This window comes from Mucilaginibacter endophyticus, assembly GCF_003351025.1.
Classification (GTDB): domain Bacteria; phylum Bacteroidota; class Bacteroidia; order Sphingobacteriales; family Sphingobacteriaceae; genus Mucilaginibacter; species Mucilaginibacter endophyticus.
In genome coordinates, this window is sequence record NZ_QPCG01000002.1 from 975,673 (window position 1) to 999,793 (window position 24,121).

24 protein-coding genes are annotated in these 24,121 nt (G+C 41.1%); 9 read left to right on the forward strand and 15 right to left on the reverse strand.

The window, feature by feature from the left end; translation table 11 throughout:
• Nucleotides 1-147: 147 nt before the first annotated feature.
• Together DUL71_RS11520 and DUL71_RS11525 are read right to left on the reverse strand one after the other, a co-directional pair.
• On the reverse strand, nt 148-1,542 hold the full coding sequence (locus tag DUL71_RS11520) for a GDSL-type esterase/lipase family protein (protein ID WP_114938210.1): 1,395 nt from the start codon (nt 1,540-1,542) through the stop codon (nt 148-150).
• A 4-nt stretch (nt 1,543-1,546) separates the two neighbouring features.
• On the reverse strand, nt 1,547-3,688 hold the full coding sequence (locus DUL71_RS11525; RefSeq protein ID WP_114938211.1) for a DUF5703 domain-containing protein: 2,142 nt from the start codon (nt 3,686-3,688) through the stop codon (nt 1,547-1,549).
• Nucleotides 3,689-3,849: 161 nt separating this feature from the next.
• Between DUL71_RS11525 and DUL71_RS11530 the strand changes: the two genes are divergently transcribed.
• The 4 genes from DUL71_RS11530 to ctlX all read left to right on the forward strand — a co-directional run bounded on the left by DUL71_RS11530 (nt 3,850) and on the right by ctlX (nt 7,614).
• Complete coding sequence (locus DUL71_RS11530) at nt 3,850-4,623, forward strand: helix-turn-helix transcriptional regulator (RefSeq protein WP_114938212.1); 774 nt, start codon at nt 3,850-3,852, stop codon at nt 4,621-4,623.
• Between the two features lie 66 nt (nt 4,624-4,689).
• On the forward strand, nt 4,690-5,004 hold the full coding sequence (locus tag DUL71_RS11535; RefSeq protein WP_114938213.1) for an antibiotic biosynthesis monooxygenase: 315 nt from the start codon (nt 4,690-4,692) through the stop codon (nt 5,002-5,004).
• Between the two features lie 150 nt (nt 5,005-5,154).
• Nucleotides 5,155-6,600 (forward strand): arginine deiminase family protein, encoded by a 1,446-nt coding sequence (locus DUL71_RS11540; RefSeq protein WP_114938214.1) that lies wholly within the window; start codon nt 5,155-5,157, stop codon nt 6,598-6,600.
• Nucleotides 6,601-6,696: 96 nt separating this feature from the next.
• The gene (gene ctlX / locus DUL71_RS11545; RefSeq protein WP_114938215.1) at nt 6,697-7,614 is read left to right on the forward strand and encodes a citrulline utilization hydrolase CtlX; all 918 of its coding nucleotides are present in this window, start codon (nt 6,697-6,699) and stop codon (nt 7,612-7,614) included.
• 324 nt (nt 7,615-7,938) lie between these two features.
• On the opposite strand, the gene DUL71_RS11550 is transcribed toward ctlX, so the two are convergent.
• The 7 genes from DUL71_RS11550 to DUL71_RS11580 all read right to left on the reverse strand — a co-directional run bounded on the left by DUL71_RS11550 (nt 7,939) and on the right by DUL71_RS11580 (nt 13,629).
• Nucleotides 7,939-8,460 carry a tetratricopeptide repeat protein gene (locus tag DUL71_RS11550; protein WP_114938216.1) on the reverse strand — a complete coding sequence of 174 codons (522 nt, stop codon included), beginning with the start codon at nt 8,458-8,460 and terminating at the stop codon, nt 7,939-7,941.
• Between the two features lie 343 nt (nt 8,461-8,803).
• On the reverse strand, nt 8,804-9,049 hold the full coding sequence (locus DUL71_RS11555) for a hypothetical protein (RefSeq protein ID WP_114938217.1): 246 nt from the start codon (nt 9,047-9,049) through the stop codon (nt 8,804-8,806).
• A 34-nt stretch (nt 9,050-9,083) separates the two neighbouring features.
• Nucleotides 9,084-9,833 carry an ABC transporter ATP-binding protein gene (locus DUL71_RS11560; RefSeq protein ID WP_114938218.1) on the reverse strand — a complete coding sequence of 250 codons (750 nt, stop codon included), beginning with the start codon at nt 9,831-9,833 and terminating at the stop codon, nt 9,084-9,086.
• Nucleotides 9,830-10,699, reverse strand: coding sequence for an ABC transporter permease (locus tag DUL71_RS11565; RefSeq protein WP_114938219.1), 870 nt, complete (start codon nt 10,697-10,699; stop codon nt 9,830-9,832). Before DUL71_RS11565 ends, DUL71_RS11560 begins: the two co-directional genes overlap by 4 nt.
• Complete coding sequence (locus DUL71_RS11570) at nt 10,700-11,674, reverse strand: ABC transporter substrate-binding protein (RefSeq protein WP_114938220.1); 975 nt, start codon at nt 11,672-11,674, stop codon at nt 10,700-10,702.
• Nucleotides 11,675-11,828: 154 nt separating this feature from the next.
• The gene (locus tag DUL71_RS11575) at nt 11,829-12,473 is read right to left on the reverse strand and encodes an HAD family hydrolase (protein ID WP_114938221.1); all 645 of its coding nucleotides are present in this window, start codon (nt 12,471-12,473) and stop codon (nt 11,829-11,831) included.
• Between the two features lie 82 nt (nt 12,474-12,555).
• Complete coding sequence (locus DUL71_RS11580; RefSeq protein WP_114938222.1) at nt 12,556-13,629, reverse strand: NHL repeat-containing protein; 1,074 nt, start codon at nt 13,627-13,629, stop codon at nt 12,556-12,558.
• Nucleotides 13,630-14,025: 396 nt separating this feature from the next.
• On the opposite strand from DUL71_RS11580, the gene DUL71_RS11585 reads away from it, so the two are divergent.
• Complete coding sequence (locus DUL71_RS11585) at nt 14,026-14,310, forward strand: hypothetical protein (protein ID WP_114938223.1); 285 nt, start codon at nt 14,026-14,028, stop codon at nt 14,308-14,310.
• A 101-nt stretch (nt 14,311-14,411) separates the two neighbouring features.
• Here DUL71_RS11585 and DUL71_RS31930 read toward each other — a convergent pair whose 3' ends face one another.
• From DUL71_RS31930 to DUL71_RS11605, 5 genes are all read right to left on the reverse strand, one after another.
• A complete protein-coding gene (locus DUL71_RS31930; RefSeq protein WP_154402364.1) occupies nt 14,412-14,564 on the reverse strand; it encodes a hypothetical protein in 153 nt (50 codons plus the stop codon).
• A 165-nt stretch (nt 14,565-14,729) separates the two neighbouring features.
• Nucleotides 14,730-15,137 carry a DUF983 domain-containing protein gene (locus tag DUL71_RS11590; protein ID WP_114938224.1) on the reverse strand — a complete coding sequence of 136 codons (408 nt, stop codon included), beginning with the start codon at nt 15,135-15,137 and terminating at the stop codon, nt 14,730-14,732.
• 4 nt (nt 15,138-15,141) lie between these two features.
• Nucleotides 15,142-16,026 (reverse strand): AraC family transcriptional regulator, encoded by an 885-nt coding sequence (locus DUL71_RS11595; protein WP_114938225.1) that lies wholly within the window; start codon nt 16,024-16,026, stop codon nt 15,142-15,144.
• Between the two features lie 92 nt (nt 16,027-16,118).
• Nucleotides 16,119-17,876, reverse strand: coding sequence for an ATP-binding protein (locus DUL71_RS11600; RefSeq protein WP_114938226.1), 1,758 nt, complete (start codon nt 17,874-17,876; stop codon nt 16,119-16,121).
• Between the two features lie 268 nt (nt 17,877-18,144).
• On the reverse strand, nt 18,145-19,095 hold the full coding sequence (locus tag DUL71_RS11605; RefSeq protein ID WP_114938227.1) for an aldo/keto reductase: 951 nt from the start codon (nt 19,093-19,095) through the stop codon (nt 18,145-18,147).
• A 151-nt stretch (nt 19,096-19,246) separates the two neighbouring features.
• Here DUL71_RS11605 and hscA point away from each other — a divergent pair, with 151 nt between their 5' ends.
• The 4 genes from hscA (at nt 19,247) to DUL71_RS11625 (ending at nt 23,671) form a co-directional block, all read left to right on the forward strand.
• Entirely contained in the window at nt 19,247-21,103 is a 1,857-nt protein-coding gene (gene hscA / locus DUL71_RS11610) for a Fe-S protein assembly chaperone HscA (protein ID WP_114938228.1), read from the forward strand.
• Nucleotides 21,104-21,141: 38 nt separating this feature from the next.
• Nucleotides 21,142-22,134, forward strand: a complete 993-nt coding sequence (locus DUL71_RS11615) for a hypothetical protein (protein ID WP_114938229.1) — start codon at nt 21,142-21,144, stop codon at nt 22,132-22,134.
• A gap of 54 nt (nt 22,135-22,188) precedes the next feature.
• Complete coding sequence (locus DUL71_RS11620) at nt 22,189-22,896, forward strand: hypothetical protein (protein WP_114938230.1); 708 nt, start codon at nt 22,189-22,191, stop codon at nt 22,894-22,896.
• Nucleotides 22,897-22,981: 85 nt separating this feature from the next.
• Nucleotides 22,982-23,671, forward strand: a complete 690-nt coding sequence (locus tag DUL71_RS11625) for a hypothetical protein (protein ID WP_114938231.1) — start codon at nt 22,982-22,984, stop codon at nt 23,669-23,671.
• Nucleotides 23,672-23,730: 59 nt separating this feature from the next.
• Here DUL71_RS11625 and DUL71_RS11630 read toward each other — a convergent pair whose 3' ends face one another.
• Nucleotides 23,731-24,018: a hypothetical protein gene (locus DUL71_RS11630; RefSeq protein ID WP_112571682.1), complete on the reverse strand. Its 288-nt coding sequence runs from the start codon at nt 24,016-24,018 to the stop codon at nt 23,731-23,733.
• Between the last annotated feature and the right edge of the window lie 103 nt (nt 24,019-24,121).

Consider the following 24,121-nt stretch of genomic DNA (forward strand, 5'->3'; position numbering starts at 1 on the left):
GTGCTTTTTAATTGGCTCGATTGGCTAAAATTACAATAAATACAGTTTAGTTTCAAGGATTATAGCATTATAATCCCCCGATACAACAAGCTGTTTAAGCTTCAATAAGTTAGTGAACTTATACTTAGTGTACAATATAATTTAACATTAATTTGGAAAGGGAATTTCGTAACCTGTCGCCTTTAAAATAAACTCAACTATTGGCGCCGGGTTAGGTAAACTATGCGGATGATGTTTAAAGCCCGGTTTATGAATTACCGTAATTGAACCTCCAAGCGCTTTAACCTTTTGCTCAAATAACAGGGTATTTTTTGAAGGATCGACGGCCTCGTCATCATCGGCAGAAAGATGCAGCATCGGGAACTTACCTTTTACAATTTGTTGCACCTTATCAATAGGGCTTACTTTCAATGAGCCTATCTGGTTTGCAGAAGTTAAATTGAAATCCTTTTTCAGAACAGCCGAATCAGGCCAGTATTTTAAATCGAGTAAGGCATTATCGGCATAAGTACAAGCTACCTTATCAGGATTGGCGGCCGCCCAATTGTATATGTAAACGCCTCCCCTGCTCATGCCTTCAAGTACGGCTTTTTTACCCAGGCCCGCGTTAGTCAGCATTTTATAAAAATCATTCCAGTAGCCAATTGCTTCGTTATTACCCAATAGCTCGGCAACATCACAATAAACAATATGGAAGCCCCGCTCTAAAAGCGCTATATCAGTCTGCGGCTCGTGGCCCCAAAAGCGTGCACGCCATACCCATGGATGGCCTTTAGCCGCCCATTTTGGCTTTACAACTTTGCAATCGCGGTTATCAAAGGTAAATTCGGCGCAAGGATAGCCGTAAAAATTGCTTTCCTTAACCTGCTGGTTCATGCTGCTAAAAACATCATAGTTGTTATCTCGGGGCTGCACAACCACATCATATAGCCTTTTGGCAGTCATGGCAGTGCCATCCAAATTAGGGTGGATTTTATCAGGCATCCAGCTTTCGTGGTTAACAAACATGGAGTGCATATCAATTACCTCTAAATGTTCATCATAGGCCGCATTCCTGAGTTTGGGGATGATGCTGTTAATAATTACTTTATCGTAGATCTGGTTAGTATCGGTTTGAAAAGATGGAATAGGCAGCAATAATACGATGCGTGGACGCGAAGGCAATTGCTCGAATGATTGGATCAGATCATGATAATCTTTTTCGTACTCATCCAAATGAACCCGGTTAACGAGCTTGGCATCGTTACCGCCAAGGTCAATAAATACCACATCGGGTTTGCTTTGCAGTGCCTCCTGATAGGCTTTTGTACTCCAATACGACAGATCGCCTTTGCGCAAAAGTGTAGCGCTGCTTACCCCAAAGTTGCTAACCGAATAGTTTTTACCCAAAAGCTTTTGCAGCTGTGCCGGGTATGATTGCGCAGCCGGATCGGGCAAGGTAGCTCCGTACGTGATACTTGCGCCTATGCAGGTTATTCTTGTTGTTGCGCTCGCGATGTTGATCAGGCAAAAAGCAATCAACATAATCAATATTCTCTTCATGATTTTAGCGTTTTTTAGTCATATCGATAACATCTGCAAGGCGACTGGCCGGCGTAACTTTTAGATTAGTGAGCTTCCCGTCGACTACCTTACCCTCAACAGTAGTTTTGCAAGGCGCATTCAATTTAAAATCGGCATTCCAACCTGCTGGCCAGGCGGGCAGCAGCATGATCTTTTTGTCGTTAACCTGCATCAGCATTAATTGCAGGCCATTCTCGCCATTACCGCCGTTGTCTTCGTCGGGCATGTAATCGTTACCCTTATCCCAAAACGCAGGGAACTTCAAGCCCGCATCTTTTCGGGTTAGGGCGAAGCTGGTATAATCCTTAGCTACTTCGGCATCGCCAATCATTGCCGCTTGTATCGGATCCTGCACCCAGCAACCTTTAGCGCGTTGTTTACGGGCGTTGAAGGTGTTAACCGCCACATCCAAACCGGGCTTGCCTAATCCATACAGCCTGAACGGATAAATAGCATATAACTCTGGGTTTTCGCTATTGAAGGATTTGGCAGTTTGGGGACCAGTGTATGGCAACAGTACGGTTTTGCCATCGTGATCGGCAGTTGGTAAAGGCGGCAATTCGTCGTAGAATTTACGCCAGTGTTGTTTTGTCTGCTCATCCACAATGGTCGACGGCAGCGCTATCATCCTGCTTAGTACGGCATGTAACCCGGCAATATCTGGCGCGGGGTTATGAACCTTCCAAAACATTTCAATCGAGTTATCAGGATCAAGCAACAGCTTACCTGTACTGTCCCGTTTAAAATGTTCATCAAAAAACTGTAACCCGGCCTTAGCAACCGGTAACAGCGTTTCTTTTGCAAAACCGGTATCGCCGGTATATTCGTAGTAATCAAGCATCATCATGCTTAATTCAAGTATAGGGGTAAAATAATGATTGGTGTAATTGGCCTTCACTTCGGGCCCCATATAACTTAAACCACCCCAAAAAGGCGCGGTTTCGGCAAAGTAAGCACCGCCATGTTTGTAAAATTCGTTAACCTGTTTGGCATTAGCAGGCAAAATATTGGCATACATCCTGAACAGCGGCAGCATCATATCAAAATCGCCGGCCATGAGGCGCGGCCAGTACATGGGTCGGGTATTTTGAAACCAGTACTGTCCGCCCCAGGCCCGGTAATCGGCGTTGGCATTTTTCGCCTGATTATCTATTACGAAAATGGAACCATTGAACTTGATTGGATAGGCGCCCCTTCCTGCACAAGCGGTCACAAAACGTTGCAGGATATAACCTTGTGTAACTTTTTCTGCCAGATCATCGCCGGTTACAAATACATAGCTGCGGCTCCAAAACTGCTGCCACCATTTTTGATGGGCTAAACGGGTTTGCTCAAGGTTTAACTGATCAACAGCGTTTACTTTTGGTTCCAGTTTCCTAAGCCATTGGCTTCCGCTTCCGGCAATTGCTGTTAATGGATAAATAGAAATTACCTGCGATGTTACTTTACCTGACTTTAAGGTAACATCATCCTGGTTTAATAAACCTGCTCCCATAATTATTGCGCCAAAAGTAAGATTAGCTAAATGCGGATCGGTAGTTGGCGAATTATGGTGGTACCAGGCTATCCTGTTCTTTTGCCCGTTAAGCACAGTATCTGTTTTACCGGCACGCCAGTTCTCCAGCTTTACGTTAACAGCAGCGACGGTTGCACTTTTAGTTTCCACCCGGATAACCGGATGGTTTGCATCAACCCAGATCCTGTATTGAACTGAAAATTTCCCTTCACCAGCCTGCGCCCAGATCTCGCCGTTACGAAGTTTTAAAATCTGTTTAAACGACGCGTTGTTTTTTAAAGGATTAGGGTTTACCGATACCCTTACAGCGCCGAGTTTCATTAATACCCCACCCTGCTTCATCCAATCGTCTTTTTCGGCATCAAGTTCACCGCCCCAGGCATCGGTTTTACTGATATAAAAAACCAGGTCGCCATTTTTTTCAAACCATACGTTGAGGCCTATATCTCCATTACCTAATGGCATCGACTGTGCCGATGTTGGGCCGGGCGTATCCCATTCAACATTGTAATGATCCAATTGCGGGTTAACTGTTGATTGTGCATAGCAAAATGTAGTAAAAGCAATGAAGAGCGTTGTAAGTATCAGCCCAACTTTTTTTGTATTCATAGGTTTATATTAACGGGATATATGTGCCCGTACTTATCGGTTAATTGATGATGCAAATAAATTACTGCAACTTAATAAAAGATTAAAAAAGCATTAACTGCAAAAATTATTACAATCGATTGTGAAAGTATCATACAAACAAATTCCTGTATCTTAGTTAAATGCATATTGAACGCTTTGCACCCGACGAAATTTTAAAGCCATTTATAAGGCAATACGTGTTTGTTGAAACAACCGGCAACGTTATCAACCGCATTTTGCCGGATACCTCTTTAGTTATGGCGATCAGGCATGGGGGAGCTATCAGCGATGTTACTGGATCAAACAATAATCAACTTCCCTCCTCGCTGATCACGGGATTAAAGAAATCGCCCCGGTTAATTAACTACGGTGCCGGCACGGGTAACATGCTTATCATATTTAAAGCAGCCGGAGCAGCAGCTTTTTTTAAACAACCTCTTCACGAATTATTTGAGGCGAGTGTGCCCCTTGATAATTTCATCGCTCCGGATAAATTGACTTTACTTCAGGAACAGCTTGTGCAAGCAGATGGGAACCAGCAACGGGCTACCATCGCCGACCAGTTTCTGATTCAACAGATCCAAAATTACAAGCAAGATCAGCTGATAATATCGGCCCTGCAAAAAATCCGCTTATCAAAGGGACAAATCAGGATCAGGGAACTCGCTGATGCACATTATATCAGCCAGGACGCGTTTGAAAAAAGGTTCAGGCGGGTAGTGGGAACCTCGCCAAAACAGTTTGCCAGTATTATTAAAATCAAATCAATAGTTGACAGCAAAGTGCCGGACGCTTCACTTACACAAATAGCGTTGGATGCAGGATACTTTGACCAGCCGCATTTTAATAAAGAATTTAAACTGTTTACCGGCTTAAGCCCTGCCGATTTCTTTAAAGTGCCGAGGGCCTGGTAAATCAATGATTTTTTACAAGCATTAGGCCCCGATTGTCCGGATTTTTGAAGAAAAACAAGCATAATCATGAAACAGATATTTATAGACCAATTTACAGTTCCTTCAGGAGCCGAACTTGAATTTAAAGAGCGCATGAAAGTTAACAGGGATTTTATCAAGAAACTCGATGGGTTTATTGAGGACAGGGCCTATGAACGTCATGACGATCAAGGCAACCTGATCTGCATAACAACAGCCATCTGGCAAAACGAAGATGTTTTACAAAAAGCCAAAGAAGCGGTTCAGCAGCTATACCGGCAACAAGGTTTTGATATGAAAGCGATGCTTCAAAGGTTAAACATCAGCATGGAAAGGAACACTTATCAGGCAGTTACTGATTAGTTTATTTTCATAAGCCTGTTTCAACATACCTTCTATCATCGTTATTAGTTTTACAACTTTTATGCTCATTTAAGCGTTAGCTAAATTTAGCGGCGGTTCCCCGTTTTGTAATTTAATTTCTGATAGATTTGTGTACGATTATAGTGCTTTATGACAATAACCAACTCCGATTTTAAAATAGATGTAACCTCCGAAATTGGCACGCTTCGCACACTGCTTATTCATAGCCCCGACAGCGGCTTGGGCAAAGTGGTGCCCTCAAAAGCACAGGACTGGCTTTTTGAAGATATAATTCACCTGGACACGGTACGCAGGAACGAGTACGATTACTATGTAAAACTACTGCTCTATTTTCTTGATCCCGAAAAGATAAAAGGTAAACTGCAGCAAATTGATGAAGAAAGCGCTCACCGTTCGTTTTTTAAACCGGATAACGCAGGCTTCCACTCTTCAGATAAGGTTATCGAAATTCAAACCCTATTGGCCGATATTTTACAACAGCCGGATATCCGCAAAAAGCTGGTGGCTTCTGTATGCGCGGTTGAAAGCTGCAACTACCGGTTACAGCAACAGCTTACGGATACCGATCCGGTTGAACTGGCCAAGATCTTTATCTCAGGCTCGTTAACAACCGAGGAAATGATCTTTGCCCCTATTCCTAACCTCATTTTCTCGCGGGATTTGGGGATAGCCGTAAACAACCACATGCTGCTTAACAAACCGGCAAAAAAAGCCCGCTTCCGCGAAACCTTGCTAATGCGGTATATATTTTTCAATCACCCGCTTTTTGAAGCTTACCGTGATAATATTTTAGAGATCCCGGAAACAGCCCAGCATTTTTTACGCCCTGGCGAAGACGCTGAAGGTCGCACCACTTTAGAGGGTGGCGACGTAATGATGGTAAGCCCGGACCACTTGGTGATTGGATGCAGCGAACGCACTTCTGTAAGCGGGGCCAATGAAGCTATCAGGCTGCTTTTTGAACACGATGTGGTAAAAAAGGTAACCATCGTAAAAATCCCGAACAAGCGCGATTACATGCATATCGACACCGTTTTTACGCAAGTTAAACGCGATACTTGGGTACTGCTTCGTTCGCTTGCCATAGCCGAAGCCCCTATTGAAGAAAGAGAACCGATATCATGGTTCGCCGATAAAAAACAGAAAGAGCGGCCGGAAATTGTTCAGTTTGCAAAAGATGAAAAACCAAAACTGTTTAGCTGTATTGAAGACCTGCTTGCCGATATCAGCGAAAACGACCTTAAAAGCGGCGTAAAAACTAAATTCATTTACTCTGGCAATAATACTTTCCCCTTTGACGCCCGCGAGCAGTGGACAGACTCCTGTAATCTGCTGGCACTAAAAGAAGGCGTAGTTGTAGGGTACGATCGTAACGATAAAACAGTAGAAGCATTTAAAGAAGGCGGCTTTGACGTAATCAGGGTAGCCGAATTGATTCAGAAATTTGAGAACAACGAACTGGATCCGCAAAGCCTGACCAATACGTTAATTTTAATGCCTTCGGCCGAACTTTCCCGTGCCCGCGGTGGTTTCCATTGCATGAGCATGCCGATATTAAGGGATAAGGTGCTTTAGCAAGTCATTGAGTCATTTGTCATTAAGTCATTGCCTGGCATGATTTATCGCAATAAAAAATGACTCAATGACCAAATGACATAATGACAAATACATATGAGTCAATCAACATCACATATACTAATGATTCGCCCGGTTAATTTCGGGTTTAATGAAGAAACCGCGTCAAGCAATGCTTTCCAGAACCCAAACGCTGAAAAAAACGGTGTACAGGAAAAAGCATTGACTGAATTTAACGGCATGGTTAATATTTTGCGCCATAACGGAGTGGATGTTACCGTAATAGATGATACGTCACAACCCTATACGCCCGATTCGATCTTTCCAAACAACTGGGTATCTTTCCATGATGATGGCGGCGTTTTTCTATACCCTATGCAGGCCGAAAACCGGAGGCTTGAGCGCAGAGAAGATATCATAACCGATCTGGAAGACAAGTTTAAAATTGCCCATGTAATTGACCTAAGCCGCTTTGAACATGAGCACCGTTTTTTGGAAGGCACCGGCAGTATGGTGCTTGACAGGGATGGTAAAATAGCTTATGCCTGCCTGTCTCCTCGTACTGATAAAGAAGTGCTTAATTATTTTTGTGAGCAGTCAGGATATCAACCCGTGAGCTTTGAAGCGGTGGATGAAAAAAGCAAAGCTATCTACCACACTAATGTGCTCATGTGTATCGGCAGCCAATTTGCCCTGATCTGCTTAAATAGTATCCCTAACCCGCACGAAAGGATAACAGTTACCGAATCATTAAGATCATCGCATAAAGAAATTATCGAAATCAGCTTTGAGCAAATGAACCAATTTGCAGGTAATATGCTTGAGGTAAAAAACAAAGCGGGCGAAACGCTGATCGTGATGTCGCAAAATGCATATAACGCATTAAACGATACTCAGCGTTCGGCCTTACAGCAATATGGCAAATTGGTTTATGCGGATATTAACACCATAGAAACTAACGGAGGTGGCAGCGCACGCTGTATGATGGCTGAAGTGCATTTACCGGGTATTTAAATTCATCTGTTAACAGCATACAGCGCTATCATATACTTGAAGAGGAAAACAATTACAGCTATAATTACAAGTAATAACAATTGTTTCACTAAATATTTAGGCATGGCTAATCATGATCAATATACAAAGACGACAATTTAGTTATTAAAATACAATTTACAGTCCTTACACATTTTTCACAAAAATTGTATCGATACTGTATAACAACAACTTACGATAATAGCGTATCTTTAATCATACGTTATTAATTAGGATTTTTTATTAAAGAATAAGCCCCTTCGTCAGGGGCCTATTCTTTGATTATCCGGTTAACAACTAACCAGTTTACTCGGTGATGAAATAGGTATAAGCCTGTTTCTGTTTCATTTTTGAGCGTACCCTTTTAAAGCTATCCTCAATATCTTTACGCTCATCTTTTTCAGTCACTTCCATAAAAGCCTCCTGATAATAACCTAAGGCTTTATTCCAGTCTTTTTGCTTTTCGTAAAATAGACCAAGCAAATCAAAAACGCGGGCCTTATTTACACCTGGGGTAGTTAATGCTTGGGCCGAAATAATTGAAACCGATTTTTCCATACCCAGAAACACCACCAAGTCAAGATAATGCGCGTAATTATCCGGGAACGATGGCTCCAGCTCCATACAGGTTTTAAAATGGTAACCTGCAGTTTGATAATCCTGGATCTTGTAGTAATAGATCATGCCTAATTGGTAATGCGCCCTTGCAAAAAATGGCTCATCGGCAATAATCTGGTTTAATATATTAAGGCCCTTTGGCGTTTCGCCGAACGAAAGTTCGTCGACAGCCTGCAGGTACTTTTCTTCAATTGAATAATAATTGTCCATATAAAATTTCAAATTCAGTTAAGCTTACAATTAAGTAATGCTTAATGTTAAACTAATTTGGTAAATGTAGGATCGGTTTGGGTACTTCGAAACCGCTATACCGGAGTTGAGAAGAGAATTATCGACGTAAAACCCTTCTGCTGCGACACCAAGGGGCACATTACAATTGAGCAGAATGATTTATTAAATAACATCGGTTTGTACTTTATATGTGCAAACCTACAATTATTGAATGAGAAAAGCAAGAAATGAGGCTCATGCACAAAGTCAATTGCATTGTGTATGAGGTTTATGGCCTTTTTATGACCGGAAAAAGCACGGGCAAAAAAATAGCAGCTTGTTATTAAGCTGCTATTGAATTTTGTTTAACTGCCTCAATCAGGAAGTTAGTCTTTAATTCTCTCTCAGATATCATTACGCTGAAATCATCGAACTTAATGCCCTGTTCAAGCGGATAAAGTACATAGCCGCGTTTAAGTGCATCATATGTACCAAGTTCAAATACTTCGTCGTGCTTTTTTCCTTTGATTTTCGCGCCGCTCACTAACTGGTAAGCGTCGGATATGGTTTCAAAATTATTGTTTTTCATGGTACAGATGCCTGTACAATTACTCTGCCAATTTTTAAGCAAACCAGTTAAACAAGTCGTTTTGCTTTAAAGATGCCTTATCTTTTCCGGATAAATCATTAATAATCAAACCTTCACCCATTTGTATTATTCGTGTACCATAATTAAAAGCGTCCTTTAAATTGTGCGTAATGAATACAGCAGTCAACTTAAAATCCTTAATCAGTGTATCCGCTGTTCGCATTACCACGTCGGCCGAACGGGGGTCGAGCGCCGCGGTAGGTTCGTCAAGCAGTAAAACTTTACAACTATCCATAACGCTCATCAACAAGGTAAGCGCCTGCCGTTGTCCGCCTGACAACGTGCCCATAGGTTGCTCTATCTTATCCTGCAGGCCCATGCCAAGGTTGGCTACTTTTTCCTGAACCTGCTTCTTAAAAGCATCATTTACCCCAACGGATAAACCTTTTGTTTTGGTGCGAAGTGATGCAAGGCGGAAATTATCTAAAATACTAAGATCGGGCGCGGTACCACTTAACGGGTTCTGGAACACCCTTGCAATCCATTGGCTGCGTTTATAATCGGGCAGTTTGGTTACATCGGTACCATCAATACTGATGTTTCCTTTATCAGGCAATATGCTACCTGCAATTAGGTTAAGAATGGTAGTTTTACCTGAGCCATTTGAGCCTACCACTACCAAAAACTCGCCGTCTTTTATTTCTAAAGTAAGGCCATTAACCGCGTTTACCTGGTTGGCTTTACCCTTGTTAAATATTTTATGTACGTCGGCTATCGTTATCATGATGATTTTAATAAGGATAAACGTGGCAGACTTACAATTACCAGCACAAAACCAGCTGTAACTATTTTAAGCAATTTAGGATCCACACCTACCGATAGCGTAAATGCCAGTACCAGTTGAAATATCACCGCTCCTGCCAACACCAATACCAGGCTTAACCATACCGAGGTTAGTTTAAACCAGTTGATCAATGTTTCGGCAATGATCACCGAGCCCAATCCTACTATAACAATCCCTATCCCCATGCTGATATCCGCAAAGCCCTGAAACTGGGCCACCAGGTAACCACTCAAAGCGGTAAGCGCGTTAGCCAAAGCCAGGCCCGTGATCTTCATCCTATCGGTATTTACCCCTAACGAACGGATCATAGATTCACTGTTGCCTGTGGCACGCATGGCAATACCAAAATCAGTTTTAAGCAGGTACCCTATCAGGAACGTGATCAAAACAACAAAAATGGCCAGAATTAAAAATGTATTTTGATTAGGATCACTTACCACGTTGACTATCGTGAATAACGATGGCAAGTTGATGAGTGGCAAATTAGAGCGGCCCAAAATAGTAAGATTAACCGAGTACAATGCCGTCATGACCAATATCCCCGCCAGCAGCGCGTTTATCTTTAATTTGGTATGGATAATTCCCGTAAGAGCCCCCGCCATAGCCCCCGCCAAAATCACAGCTGGTAAAATAATATATGTAGGCTGATGATTGGTTAATAATACTGCGGTAACCACCCCACCCAACGTATAACTGCCATCGGTTGTGATATCGGGAATATTAAAAATCTTCATGGATATATAAATCCCCAGCGCTATGGCCGAAAAGCACAGGCCCTGCAGTAAAGCGGTAAGGTAAAAATCCATTTATTTTACTGGCTCAAAATTAGGCGGAATGGTAATGTTGTATTTTTTTGCCGCTGCAGGGTTATATACCCTCTTCCTGATCTTCACCATTTCGGGTTGTAAACCATCAGTTTTATGGGTTTTAAGATATTGCACGGCTTGTTCACCTGCCTGGTAACCCCACTGATAAATATCGGCGCCAAAAGCAGCTACAGCACCCCGTTGTACTAAGCCGGCTTCGCTGGTAAAAATGGGAATGTTTTTTTGATTGCAGTTTTTCAGGATAGTTTCAAAAGACGCGAAAACGGTATTATCCGGGTTAGCGAAAAAGGCATCGATGTTTTTGCTTAACAACGATTGTGTTACCAGCTGCGCATCGGCAGAGGTATTTAACGGAAGCGCCACAATATCAACCTTTAAACCAGCCGCCAATGATTTAATACGGTTTAAAGCATCGGCAGATTGCGGTTCCGATTGATTATAGATCATCCCTATAACAAGCTTTGAACCTTTTGGCTTAAGCAGTTTTGGAATAATGCTAAAAGAGGTGTCGATATAATTAAGATCTTCAACAGTACCGAAAAGGTTTTCCGGAGCTTTCCCGTTTGCGTCAACTACCTTCATACGTTCGGCGGTTGGCGATACCATGGCGAAAACGGGAATGTGCTTAGTTTTTTGAAGTGCTGTTACGGTTGATAGTGTTGTACAAGTCGCCAATAGGTTAACACTATCGGTAACAAAGTGATTAACAATTTGAGTAAGCGTAGGGATGTCGCCCTGGGCATTGCTGTATTCAATCTGCACTGTCTTTTTTTCTTCGCTGAAACCATTCTTAGCCAGCGCGTCGGTAAAACCTTTACGGGCTTGCGAAATAGTAGCGTCTTCAAAGGCATCAACAAAACCAACTACAGGCACCTGCATTGATTTGGTTTTAGGCTTACATGATACCAGCGAAATGAAAACTAAGGCTATCGGTAGATATTTAATGAACTTCATGTTACTAAATTAAATTTTTAGCTGTAAAGCTGAAAGTACAATGGCAAAAGCCGTTAATTGTTTTACAATACAATTATAACAATACAGGAAGCAGTGCCGCATTTAGGACAGCAGACTTATCTCCTATCCCAGCAACCTCAAAAAAATAATAAGCTTATAAAAGCTCTTTAAGCTCTGCGAAATTACTGATGGTAGCTACCATGCCATCGGGCACAACGCCAAAACCATAATTGGCAAATATGAATGGTACCCCGGCTTGTTTGGCGGCGCTATAATCGCCCATGGTATCACCCACATAAACAGGGGCTTTTAACTGATGATCGTTCACTACATCCTTAATATTATCGGCCTTAGGGTTTCCTTTTGTACCAAAACACTGATGGCCCAGGAAATGGGCATGCAATTGGTTCAGATCCAGAAACAGTTCGATATATCCGTTTTGGCAGTTGCTTACAATGTAAAGCTTGTAGTTTGCTACAAGGTATTTAAGCGTTTCTTCCAATTGAGGGTAAAGTTCTCCTCCTTTGGTGTGTAAAATTTCAAGTTCACTGATGCCGCAAAGGGTTTGAACTTCCTTACGTTGCTCAGCGTTAAGCTCCGGGAATAACTTATCAAAAATGGCATCATAAGTCATGCCGGTGATAGAACGCACACGTTCCTGCGTCATTTCTTCTTTAATATAATCAACTTTGCTTATAGCTGCCTGCCATGCCAGGGCTACATTAGTAGTGCTATCCCAAAGTGTACCGTCAAGGTCAAAAATTATGCTGTCGTATTTGTTTTTAAGCGAGTCATTCATATCGCCGGCAAAAGTAAGATTTTTTACTCCTGCCGACGATCAGATCAATGTTAATTTCTGAAAGAATCAGAACCGGTAATATTTATTGAGCAGTAATCACCCTTATCATATTATTGAATGTATCGGCAACATAAACTTTCCCAACACCTACAGACATGCCGTAAGGAGTTGAGAAACTTGCCTTTGAACCTTCGCCATTGGCCAGTCCCGAAAAACCGGTACCTGCAATTGTAGTAACTTTTCCAAAAACATCAACAGCCCTGATAAGGTGGGCCGAATCGCCGACATAAATATTGCCCTGGTTATCGGCAGTTAAGCTTATCGGCGTTGTAAAAGTGGCTGTATTACCAGTTCCATCAGTCGACCCTGACGTTCCGTTACCCGCCAATGTAGAAACAACCCCATCAGATGTAATCTTTCTGATCATGTTATTGCCCGAATCCGTTACATACAAATTACCCGAATAGCCAACTATTATGCTGGTAAGCTGTGAAAAGCTTGCCGCAGTTCCTGTTCCGTTTGCAGAGCCGCTTACACCCGAACCTGCAAAAGTAGTTACCACACCTGCCGAAGTTACTTTACGGATCTTATAAACGTCTGCAACATATAAAACTCCGTTGGCATCTACTGCTATTCCTGTAGGAGATGTAAAACCTGCAGCAGTGCCTGTGCCGTCGGCCCCGCTTGTGCCTCCTCCTGCCAAAGTGGTAACCGCACCGGCAGAAGTTATCTTTCTGATCACTTTTCCTGTGCTTTCGGCCACATATAAATTACCGCTTCCATCAAGTGTTATACTCACAGGATTGTTAAAAGTGGCCGCGGTACCAATCCCATCAACATCACCCTTGTCACCGCTGCCTGCAAAAGTGGTTACTTTACCATCTGAAGTTACTTTACGGATCAGGTTATTGCCGGCATCTGCTACATATATATTACCCGCAGCATCATTGATCATGCCACTTGGACGGTTAAATGACGCAGCGGTCCCGGTACCATCGGCTTTGCCCGGGTTTATATCACCTGCCAATGTAGTTACAATAACACTTAATGGTTGAGAAACATCATTGGTGTTCTTTTTTGAACATGAACCTGCAACAAGTAATACTAAAACGCATGGCACAACAGCCTTAAAAACAGATATTTTTTTTTGTTTCATAATATAGTTTCAGATCGAGGATCTTTTAATTGGTTTTATAGATGTGTGCAGGTGTACTAATTTAATTAAAATTGAGAAAAGCCCAATTAATTAAATGCGGATAGTTTGAAAGTAAAGTGTCACAATTCATTCAATACTACGTTTTAAATATGATTACGATGCTAAATGACCGTTTGTAACAGATTAAAAAAGTTTTATTTTTTTGTTGATCTTATAACGTTTTATCAAATTTTATTTCTACATTTAATTATTCACCCATGTCTATTAAAAATTGCGTAAAACTACGTACGCAAAACGGTGAAATCCCTGATTACTTTTTATACAGCGTTGGCTATTTTTGGAGTATAATTTGTATCTGACCACTCGGATATACTTTTAAAAACTTATCCCTTGCTTATGAAATTATTTTACCATTTTCTTGTTTTAGTTGCGGCATCCCTCATTTTAATAGCATGTGCCAATATGTTTGCCTCAACTCCTGAAAAAAGACTTAACAGACCTGCAGAACGCAGTGGGATCAATTTAGATAAGGATTCACTATTTAATTCAGGAACAAATACCAGGGTGGTATTTCCCGATTTTCATTACTATAATATTTTAAGTAAGTATACTGATGGCAACAATGAGGCCGGTTATAAAATGCAACCGGTAAACAATTTGTTTGCAGCGGCAAATTATTAGAACCTAAGCCCAATTCAAAGATAATTTAGTTTAATAGTTAGTTAATTAGTTAGGAACAGTTGTAAACAGTCGCTACAGAGATGTACCGACTGTTTTTTTGTTTAGAATTTTGGGAATGACCCCAGGCCAAAAAATATCGCAAACAAAGGAATAGCTAATAAAAAATATGCTTTTGCCAATTGCCTCTCATCGGCATTACCAACTACAAATACATTATATAGATCGGCTTTCAGTGATTGAAGTTTTGCTTTCATGATAATAGATTTTAAGTAATTATAAACAGCTTAATTTCAAATACTTATTTTAATTATATAAATCAAGCTTGTTATTATTATGACTATGGCCGAAGGGTTTGGTTTAAATGGAAATGCCCTTAATTTTTCAATCAAGGGCATCGTTATGTATTTCAGTCAATTATATTATTGAGGCTTATCTTCGCTCATTTCCGGATGGTAGTGCAAACCGGGTGTAAGCCAGTGTAAAAGCATCACCCTTGAATACCTGTAATTAAATGGAGCCAATACTACTGCCACCCCTAAAATAATAGTTACGTACAACCATGGGTTAGTACTGCCTGTTAAAACGCTGATAGCAACTGCCAGCGTAACCATTTCGGCAACGTTGAGTGCATAGCTGGCAAACATGGCCACGTAAAAATAGCCCGGTTCACGTTCATATACCAAGCCACAGTGTGAGCATGTTTTATGCATCTCCTGCCCTTTAAATTCGTACATGCCGGTAATAAACAAGTCGCCGCGCCTGCAACGCGGACATTTGGCGTTTGCAAAGGCAGACCATGCTGATAATTTATATTTAGGGGTTTCCATATTACTATGATTTTTTGTTTAAGGTTTTCTTTCTGAACTCTTCGGGGGTAATACCCTCTATTTTTTTAAAGAACTTGGTAAAATATGAGTTATCACTAAAATTGAGGTTAAAAGCTATCTCGCTGATGTTAAGCCTTGGATTGGTCAATAACCTTTTGGCTTCAAGCAACGTACGGTTACGGATCACCTCTCCTGCCGACAGGCCAAGTACATCTTTGCAAACCGCGTTTAAATGATTGGGCGTAATGTAAAGTAATTCGGCATAGTCTTTTGGAAGCTTCACATCAACATAGTGCTGCTCAATCAATTTTTGAAAATTGCGAATGAGGGTTTGGTTATAGCCTTGCTTTCCAAAATTATCCCCCTTGCCCTGGCAGCGGTTAATCAGGATAAACATCTGCAGCATCAGCAGTTTCACCATATCACTGCCTAATACAGCGGGCTTTTCAACCTCGGCTACAATCTTTTCAAAAAGGGAAATTATCTCTGGCAACTGCCCGGCAGTTAAATCAACAACCTCATCTTTAGGGTTACCATTCAAAAAATTAAAATTATCAAAATAACCCGACCGTAATAAAAAGGACTGGATAAACGAGCTTGAAAAGTTGATGATATAACCGTCCACAAAACCCTCAAACTCCCACGAATGTACCTGGCCGGGAACCATAAAGTAGATTTGCCCGGGTTTTACGTCGAAGCTCTCAAAATCAATGGTATGTGAGCCTCCGCCATCGGTAAAGAATACCAGGTGATAAAAAGAGTGGCGATGCGGGAAGAAAAGATTTTTGTGGGCATCCAGATAAGGCGCAAACCTGCTGATCAGGATTTCGTCCTGCTTTATATCATCGGCAAGTGTGCAAATATCAATTGTTGGAATGCTTTGTAACATGACACAAAACTACACACAATAGCTCTGCCCTTAATGGTACTATTTTTATTTTGTATGGTACTATTCAACGATTAGTAGTTTTTGCTGACAAATCAGGTCCATTTCTGGATGATATCTTCCAAACGCTCAAAAGTAAAAGGCTTGCTCACAAAATCCTTCATTCCCGCCTGGGCGCATTCGCGTTCGTTTTCGCTTAGTACGTTAGCCGTCATGGCGATAATAGGAGGCGCATCCTCTCCGTGTTTTCTCAAAATATGACGGGTTGCCTGTAAACCATCCATTTCGGGCATCTGTATGTCCATAAATATCAGGTCGTAATTGCATTGCTCAACCATATTAACGGCAGCCAGCCCGTTCTCGGCAATATCAATATTGTATCCCACCTTTTTAAATATCTTACTGGCTATCAATTGGTTCATCTTATTATCCTCGGCAAGTAAAATACGCAGTGGCCTGTATTGAAAAGCTTCCTTTTCATCTGGTTGTATATCAAATTCAGTAGTGCTGTAGGTAACCGGTAAAGGCAGTGTAAAACTAAACAATGAACCCTCCGCTTCCTTGCTTTCTACCCAGATGCGGCCATGCATCATTTCAACAAGCTTTTTGCAAATAGATAAACCAAGGCCTGTACCGCCGTATTTACGCAGCGCGGTGGTATTTACTTGTGTAAATGGTTTAAACAACTGTGCCAGCGCCTCCTCGCTTATCCCAATGCCATCATCTTTTACGCTGAAAGTAATTTCCTGTATATTATTGCTTGCCTCAGATGCTGTAACCTTTAGCTTTACCGACCCCTCATCAGTAAACTTAATGGCATTCCCTATTAAATTAACCAGGATCTGCTGAAGCCTGCCCTGATCTGCTATTACGTAATTGGCTACATTATCATCAACCTGGTAAGTTAACCTTAGAGGCTTATGCAAGGAGGTGATAGCTGGTTCGGTAATTTCTATAACGGTTTTAATACAGTTACGAAGATTTGTTAATACCGGGTGAAGTGTTAACTTATCGGCTTCTATTTTTGAGATATCAAGAATATCGCTAATGATATTGATGAGCAGATTGCTGCTTGATTGCAAAGTTTGAAGCAATTCCTGCTGCTCGGGCTGCAAATTGGTACGGGACAGCAGTTGGGCGGTACCAATAATACCATTAAGCGGCGTACGGATCTCGTGGCTCATATTGGCCAGAAAGTTTGATTTAGCAAAGGTAGCAGCATCGGCCTGGTCACGCGAGGCCGAAAGTTCAATTTGTGAAGCCTGTAATTCTTCGCTTTTATGTATCAGGTCGCGCTTATCGGTTTCATGACTTTTTTTGATAAAGCCTACCAGTAGCCCAACAATTAAAACGTTGGTTACCGCCGATGTTATCAGGTCAGATTCTCTTGATATCGAACTATCATAAGGCTGTACCAAACCGGGGATGCGTTTTTCAACGTAGTAGCAGCCTAAGAATATAATCACCAATGCGCCGATAAAAATATAGTGGTAACGTTTTTTAACCAGCAGGGTTATCAATACGATAAAGAATACCCCAGAAAGTGTTGTAGAGCCACTTATGCCACCGTTATAAAACCAGCCGGGAATAATCGCCGCGAGGCCAAAACAAATATAAATTACAGCAACATCCTCTTTATATTTTACAAATCGGCTCCTGTAAAAAGCCCAGCCCGACATCAGGATAACAAAAAGCTGAACAAGTTCAAGTTTGTAACTTAATCCCAAAAACAAATTGCAGATCAGCGAAAAAACACTGCTTACGCAAATGAATAATGAGAGTGCATTAAACAGCTTATTCTCCAGCGACAAATCAGGCTTACCGTAGCCAATAATCTGCTTCAGCTTTTCCATTTAAAATAAAAAATTAATTAGAGGGGAACCCTTTATACTCGAAAACAGAGAGTTCTGTTTAGTAAATAAAGTATTTTTTGGGAAATCTTTAAAACTTTAACGAGTAAAAAAGCAAAAAACAAGGCATTATTGTCTAATAATTAATTAAAAAAAACCTTGTAATTATTAAGCAATGCCAAACCATTATTTTAACGAAAAACCGTGCGGCAAAAAACAAAAAACACACCTATCAAATGAAAGGTGTGTTGCTGATTTTAATGAAAAATCTTTAATAAGCGCTTGCGACAGTCAGTGCTTCGATAGTTTCATTGCTCAGCTTTAAATTGGCGGCTTTGGCAAACTCATTAAGCTGATCAAGATTGGTTGCGCTAACGATAGGCGCCGTTACACTTGGCCTCGCTATTAACCAGGCTAAAGCAATGGCTGATTGGCTGGTATTATACTGCGCGGCAGCCTCGTCAAGCGCTTTCAAGATCCTGAAGCCGCGCTCGTTTAAGTATTTTTTCACCATACCGGCCCGGCTACTCCCCTGTAAATCTTTCTCCGAGCGGTATTTACCGCTTAAAAAACCGCTTGCCAACGAAAAGTAGCTAATAACGCCAATATTCTGATCCTTAAGAAAAGGCTCGTAAGTGGTTTCGTACTTTTCCCTGTCAAACAGGTTATATTCTGGCTGTAGCGTTTGGTATGAAATTAATCCTTTCTCAACGCTCACCTTTAATGATTCATGCAAACGCTCTACCGACATATTAGAGGTACCTATAGCTCGAACCTTACCGTCCTGCACCAACTGGTCATAAGCGCGCAGCGTTTCCTCTACAGGAGTTGATGGGTCATCATAATGAGTTTGGTACAGGTCAATATAATCTGTTTGCAGCCTCTTCAATGAATCCTCGGCGGCTTTGATGATATAGTCCTTTTTCAAACCCTTTCTTTCCGAATCCATTTCCGAACCTACCTTTGTAGCAATGATCACCTGATCGCGCTTACCGCTTTTCTTTAACCAATTGCCAATTTCAATTTCTGATTCCCCACCTTTATTGCCTTCTACCCAACGGGAGTAAACATCGGCAGTATCAATGGTATTAAAACCGGCATCTAAAAACGCATCTAATAAAATGGCTGTATCATTACCTTTTACAGTCCAGCCAAAAACGTTACCGCCAAAAACCAATGGCGCGGTATATAGTTCGGATTTGCCTAATTCACGCTTTTCCATATTATGTTATTTTTTATAAAAAGATGAATTAAGTAGCATTTGTTTGTCAGCAAAATGAAATAAGAGTATGCTTATTTGTAATAAAACTGAATTAAAAACGACAATGCATCGCCTAAAACTAAGTACATTTGCCCCTTGTTAATTTAATATAATGGCTAAAGTTTCTATCAACCTGGCAACAGGCTCATTGCAAAAAGAAGAGATCATTGTAGGAATCGATCTGGGTACCACCAACTCGCTGGTAGCATTCATCAACCCGGAAAAAAATCCGCAGGTAATTAATGATGCCGGTAAAGGTGTTCTGGTACCTTCTGTATTGCATTTTGGCAATACCGGCGATGTACTGGTAGGAAACGAAGCAAAAGAGTTTTTAATAACAGATCCGCAGAATACCATATTTTCGGTTAAACGCTTATTGGGTCGCAGCTACCACGATATTGAAAACTACAAAGACTTTTTTAGCTATAAAGTAATTGATGACGATACCGAAAGCCTGGTGAAGATCAAGGTTGGCGATAAGTTTTATACGCCTATCGAACTATCGGCCCAGATATTAAAAGAGCTTAAGGCCCGTGCCGAGCATGCGCTTAAAACTCCTGTAAACCGTGCAGTAATTACCGTGCCCGCTTACTTTAATGACTCTCAGCGCCAGGCCACCCGCGATGCCGGTAAGCTTGCCGGGCTCGATGTATTGCGTATAGTAAATGAACCTACAGCCGCAAGTTTGGCTTATGGCATAGGCTTAAACCCTGAAGAAACAAAAACCATTGCCGTTTATGATCTTGGTGGCGGTACGTTTGACGTATCAATATTGCAAATACAGAACGGCATTTTTGAAGTGCTTTCAACCAATGGCGATACCTTTTTAGGTGGCGACGATTTTGACCGCATTATTGTTGACTACTGGATTGAAAAAAATCAGCTTAACAAAGCCGAAGTACTTGCCAATACCGAATTGGCACAGCAACTCCGTTTAAAAGCAGAAGAGGCGAAAAAAGCTTTTGCTCACCAAAGCATGGTCAACGATAAAATAGGGGATATCTGGTGTACGCTTGACCGTACTACTTTTGAGCAACTGATATTACCCAAAGTTCAACAAACTATAACCAGTTGCCAAAACGCGCTTAGTGATGCTAAACTAACTATCGATCAGATTGATGAGGTAGTTATGGTTGGTGGTTCAACCCGTACGGCATTGGTTAAACGCATGGTTGCCGAGTTTTTCGGTCGCCCGGTGCATGACGATGTAAACCCCGACGAGGTAGTTGCTTTAGGAGCTGCTATCCAGGCCGATATTTTAGCCGGAAACCGCAAGGATATTTTACTGCTTGACGTTACCCCTCTTTCTTTAGGTATTGAAACGATGGGTGGTTTGATGGATGTCATCATCCCCCGAAACTCTAAAGTACCAACCAAAGGCGGCAGACAATACACCACTTCTATTGATGGGCAGGTGAACATGAAAATTGCTGTTTACCAGGGTGAGCGCGACCTGATCAAAGAAAACCGGAAACTGGCCGAGTTTGATTTAAAAGGCATTCCTTCGATGCCTGCAGGTTTCCCTAAAGTTGATATTAACTTTTTATTGAATGCCGATGGTATCCTTACCATTCAGGCTATTGAGCTTCGTTCGGGCGTAAAACAGGAAGTTGAAGTAAAACCAACTTATGGCATTACTGACGATCAGGTTGAACAAATGCTTATGGACAGCATTACTCATGCTAAAGATGATGTAAGCCAGCGTATGCTTATTGAGGCACGTACCGAAGGCGAACAAATGGTTTATACCGTTGAACGCTTCCTGCAAAAAAATGCAGACTATGTTTCAATTACTGAAATCGCGGACACAACAAAGCTTGTTCAAAAACTAAAAGAAGCCCTGACCAGCGGCGATAAAGACCTTATTTTAAAGACCATCGACGAGGTTAATGAATTCACCCGTCCGTTTGCCGAACGGTTAATGGATCAGGCTATAAGCACGGCGATGAAAGGCAAAAGTATTGAATAGGCACAGATATTGCTGAACAACCCAAAAAATCTTAAAATTTGAAAAGGACAATATCTGCTTTAGCCCTGTTTATTTTTGTTGCCGTAACCAATACGGCCTGTGCTACAACCCGCAAACACTTCCGGGATACTTCTGCAAAAGCGTCAATGCTGGATACTACAAAGTATGATTCATTGATGAAAAAACTGGCCAATGGCGATAAAAGCGGACGCTGGCCGGTAAAAGCCAAAGAGTATCCCCTGCCCGGAGCTATTTTACCATTTAACCGTGTTGTGGCTTTTTATGGTAACCTTTATTCAAAAAACATGGGCGTACTGGGCCAATACCCACGTAAAACCATGCTCAATAAATTAAAAGAAGAGGTAAAAAATTGGGAGAAGGCTGATACAGCTACCAATGTAGTACCGGCTTTACATTATATATGTGTAACCGCACAGGCAGATGCCGGCAGAAACGGTTTGCATAACCTGCGAATGCCATTCAGCCAGATAGATACCGTGATCAGCTGGGCAAAAAGTGTTAATGCTCTTGTATTTTTAGATATACAGGTTGGCTTCAGCACAGTACAAACTGAATTGCCTTTATTGGAGAAATATATGAAGATGCCCAATGTTCATTTAGGTATCGACCCAGAATTTTCTATGAAAGAAGGCAGCGTGCCCGGCAAGCGCATAGGAACATTTGATGCAGATGATATTAACTATGTAACCGGCTATTTAGCTAAAGTGGTAAAAAAGAATGACCTGCCGCCCAAAATGTTTGTGATCCACCGCTTTACTAAACGCATGGTGACAAATTATAAAGATATTAAACTGAGGCCCGAAGTGCAGGTTGTTATGGATATGGATGGCTGGGGCGGCCCGGAACTCAAAAAAGGAACTTATAAATATTTCATTTCTGAAGAGCCGGTTCAGTTTACAGGATTTAAGCTTTTTTATAAAAACGACTTAAAGAACGAGCCTCATAGAATGCTAACCCCTAAAGAAATATTGAGCCTAAAGCCCGCTCCTATTTATATCCAGTACCAGTAACAATGAGTATTTGATTAAACAGGTTTCATATATTTAGCCCATCTAAACTTTTATATGAAACCTGTTCTTAAGTATTTCTATTTCATCCTATTTATCTTTATTACAGCATCGGCATCGGCTCAAAACATGGCTGCTGTGAACAAGGTGTTAAGCAATCAAAATTTACAATTCCAAACGCGGATGCAACTGTTCCGTCCTATTTGGGGAATATCTAATAATCCGGAGATATACAATCCTAAATATACTTATCAGGTTACAATGGCCGATGGTACTCAAAAAGAGGTTAGCTCGAAAATTTACGCGGATACAGCCGCACACAAAAATTACCTGCTATTTATAGATAAGTCTTTAGCCAAAAGCGATTCAAACAGGAAACAAAAAATTTACCCTTTCCAAACCAAAAACATCGCGCGCGACCTGTCCTCGTCATTAAGTCTCACAAAAAATGGTAAACCTGTATCACCGAAAAATTATTATACCGGTATAGCTAAAGATAGTTGCTGGATGTTTAAAGTTATAACCGGGCCAATCAATGTGTATTCAATTTTAAGTGTAGAGGTGGGGCAAGCTGTTGATCCCTCAACCATTGTAGGAATTCAGTTAAATGACGGGCCTATACTTAATTATAATGAAGAGAACCTAAAAGGGATGATTGTGCAAGATGCCGAAGCTATGGAATACATTGGGCAAAAAAACTATCTAAAGGCTATAAAGAAATATAACAAGAATATTGAAAAGGCTCCAAAAGACGGCAAAGATTAAGTGTATAAGCGAGCTCTGAGGCTTTATATGACTTAATATTAAGGTTAAACTGGTTTCATATATTTAGTTCATCTAAACTTTGTATATGAAACAAGTACTTAAGTACGTTATTATTTTCGCCCTTACTATCTTTACAAATTTCGCTTTTGCTCAAAGCGGATCGCACGGCGTTAACAGTACACTTAACAGGCAAAATATGGATTTGCAGGTAGGCCAGCAAACAGCCTTTTCTATGTGGACGTATTGGAACAAGGATGATAAAGGCACTAACAATCCAGAGTATACTTTTCTGATAACCCTGCTTAACGGAACAAAGAAAGAAGTTAAATCCAGAATTTATGCAGATGACTATGCCCACAAAAGTTATCTTGTATTTATTGATCAGTCATTATCAAAAGCGGACACCAACAGAGAGCAGGTGATATACCCCGAACAAACTATCGAGATAGCTCGTAACATTGTAGCTCCGTCAAGTAAAAAATCATCCCAGGTTGCTGCCTTACCCAATTATTATAAGGGCATTGCTAAAGATAGCTGTTGGATGTTCAGGTTCATAAGTGGCCCTATCAGTGCGTATTCGCTTTTGAGTGAGCCGGATGGCAAAATGTTCAATCCAAAATCAATAGTTGCTATCCAGCTTAACAACGGCTCAATTGTTCAATATAACGAAGAAAATTTAAGAGAAATGGTTGGCGACGATCCTGATGCTATTGAAAGCATTCAATGGAAAAATTACCTCCAGGCAATAAGAAGGTATAACCGGAATCATAGGTAGAAAAAAAAAGCAAGCTACAAGCATAAAAAGAAATCCCCGGTTGCCCGGGGATTTTCTTTTTATTTTCCTAAAGCTTCCTGTTCTTTCAGGGCTGCAATATTATTGCTATCGCTGTAGTTGGCTGTTTGGTTAGCAAAATCCTCAAGGATGGCCGCTATAGTATCCAGATTATCAGATACCCGCTGGTGCATATCAGGAAGGTCCTTTTCAAGGCGTTTATCTCCCAAATCAATATTATCAACTTCTATCTTAGCTAACTTAGTGATGATAGCTTGTTGGCTATTTTTCAGGTCTTCCAGTTCATGGACAATTTTTTCCATCAGTCCAAACTTCTTTAACTTATCCATAATGTGTGGTTTTAATTATTACTTTATAAATCAACCACCCTAATAAAAAATTGTTTCAGATTTGGAATTGCAATCCATAACTAATAATTTAGTTAAACTAAAT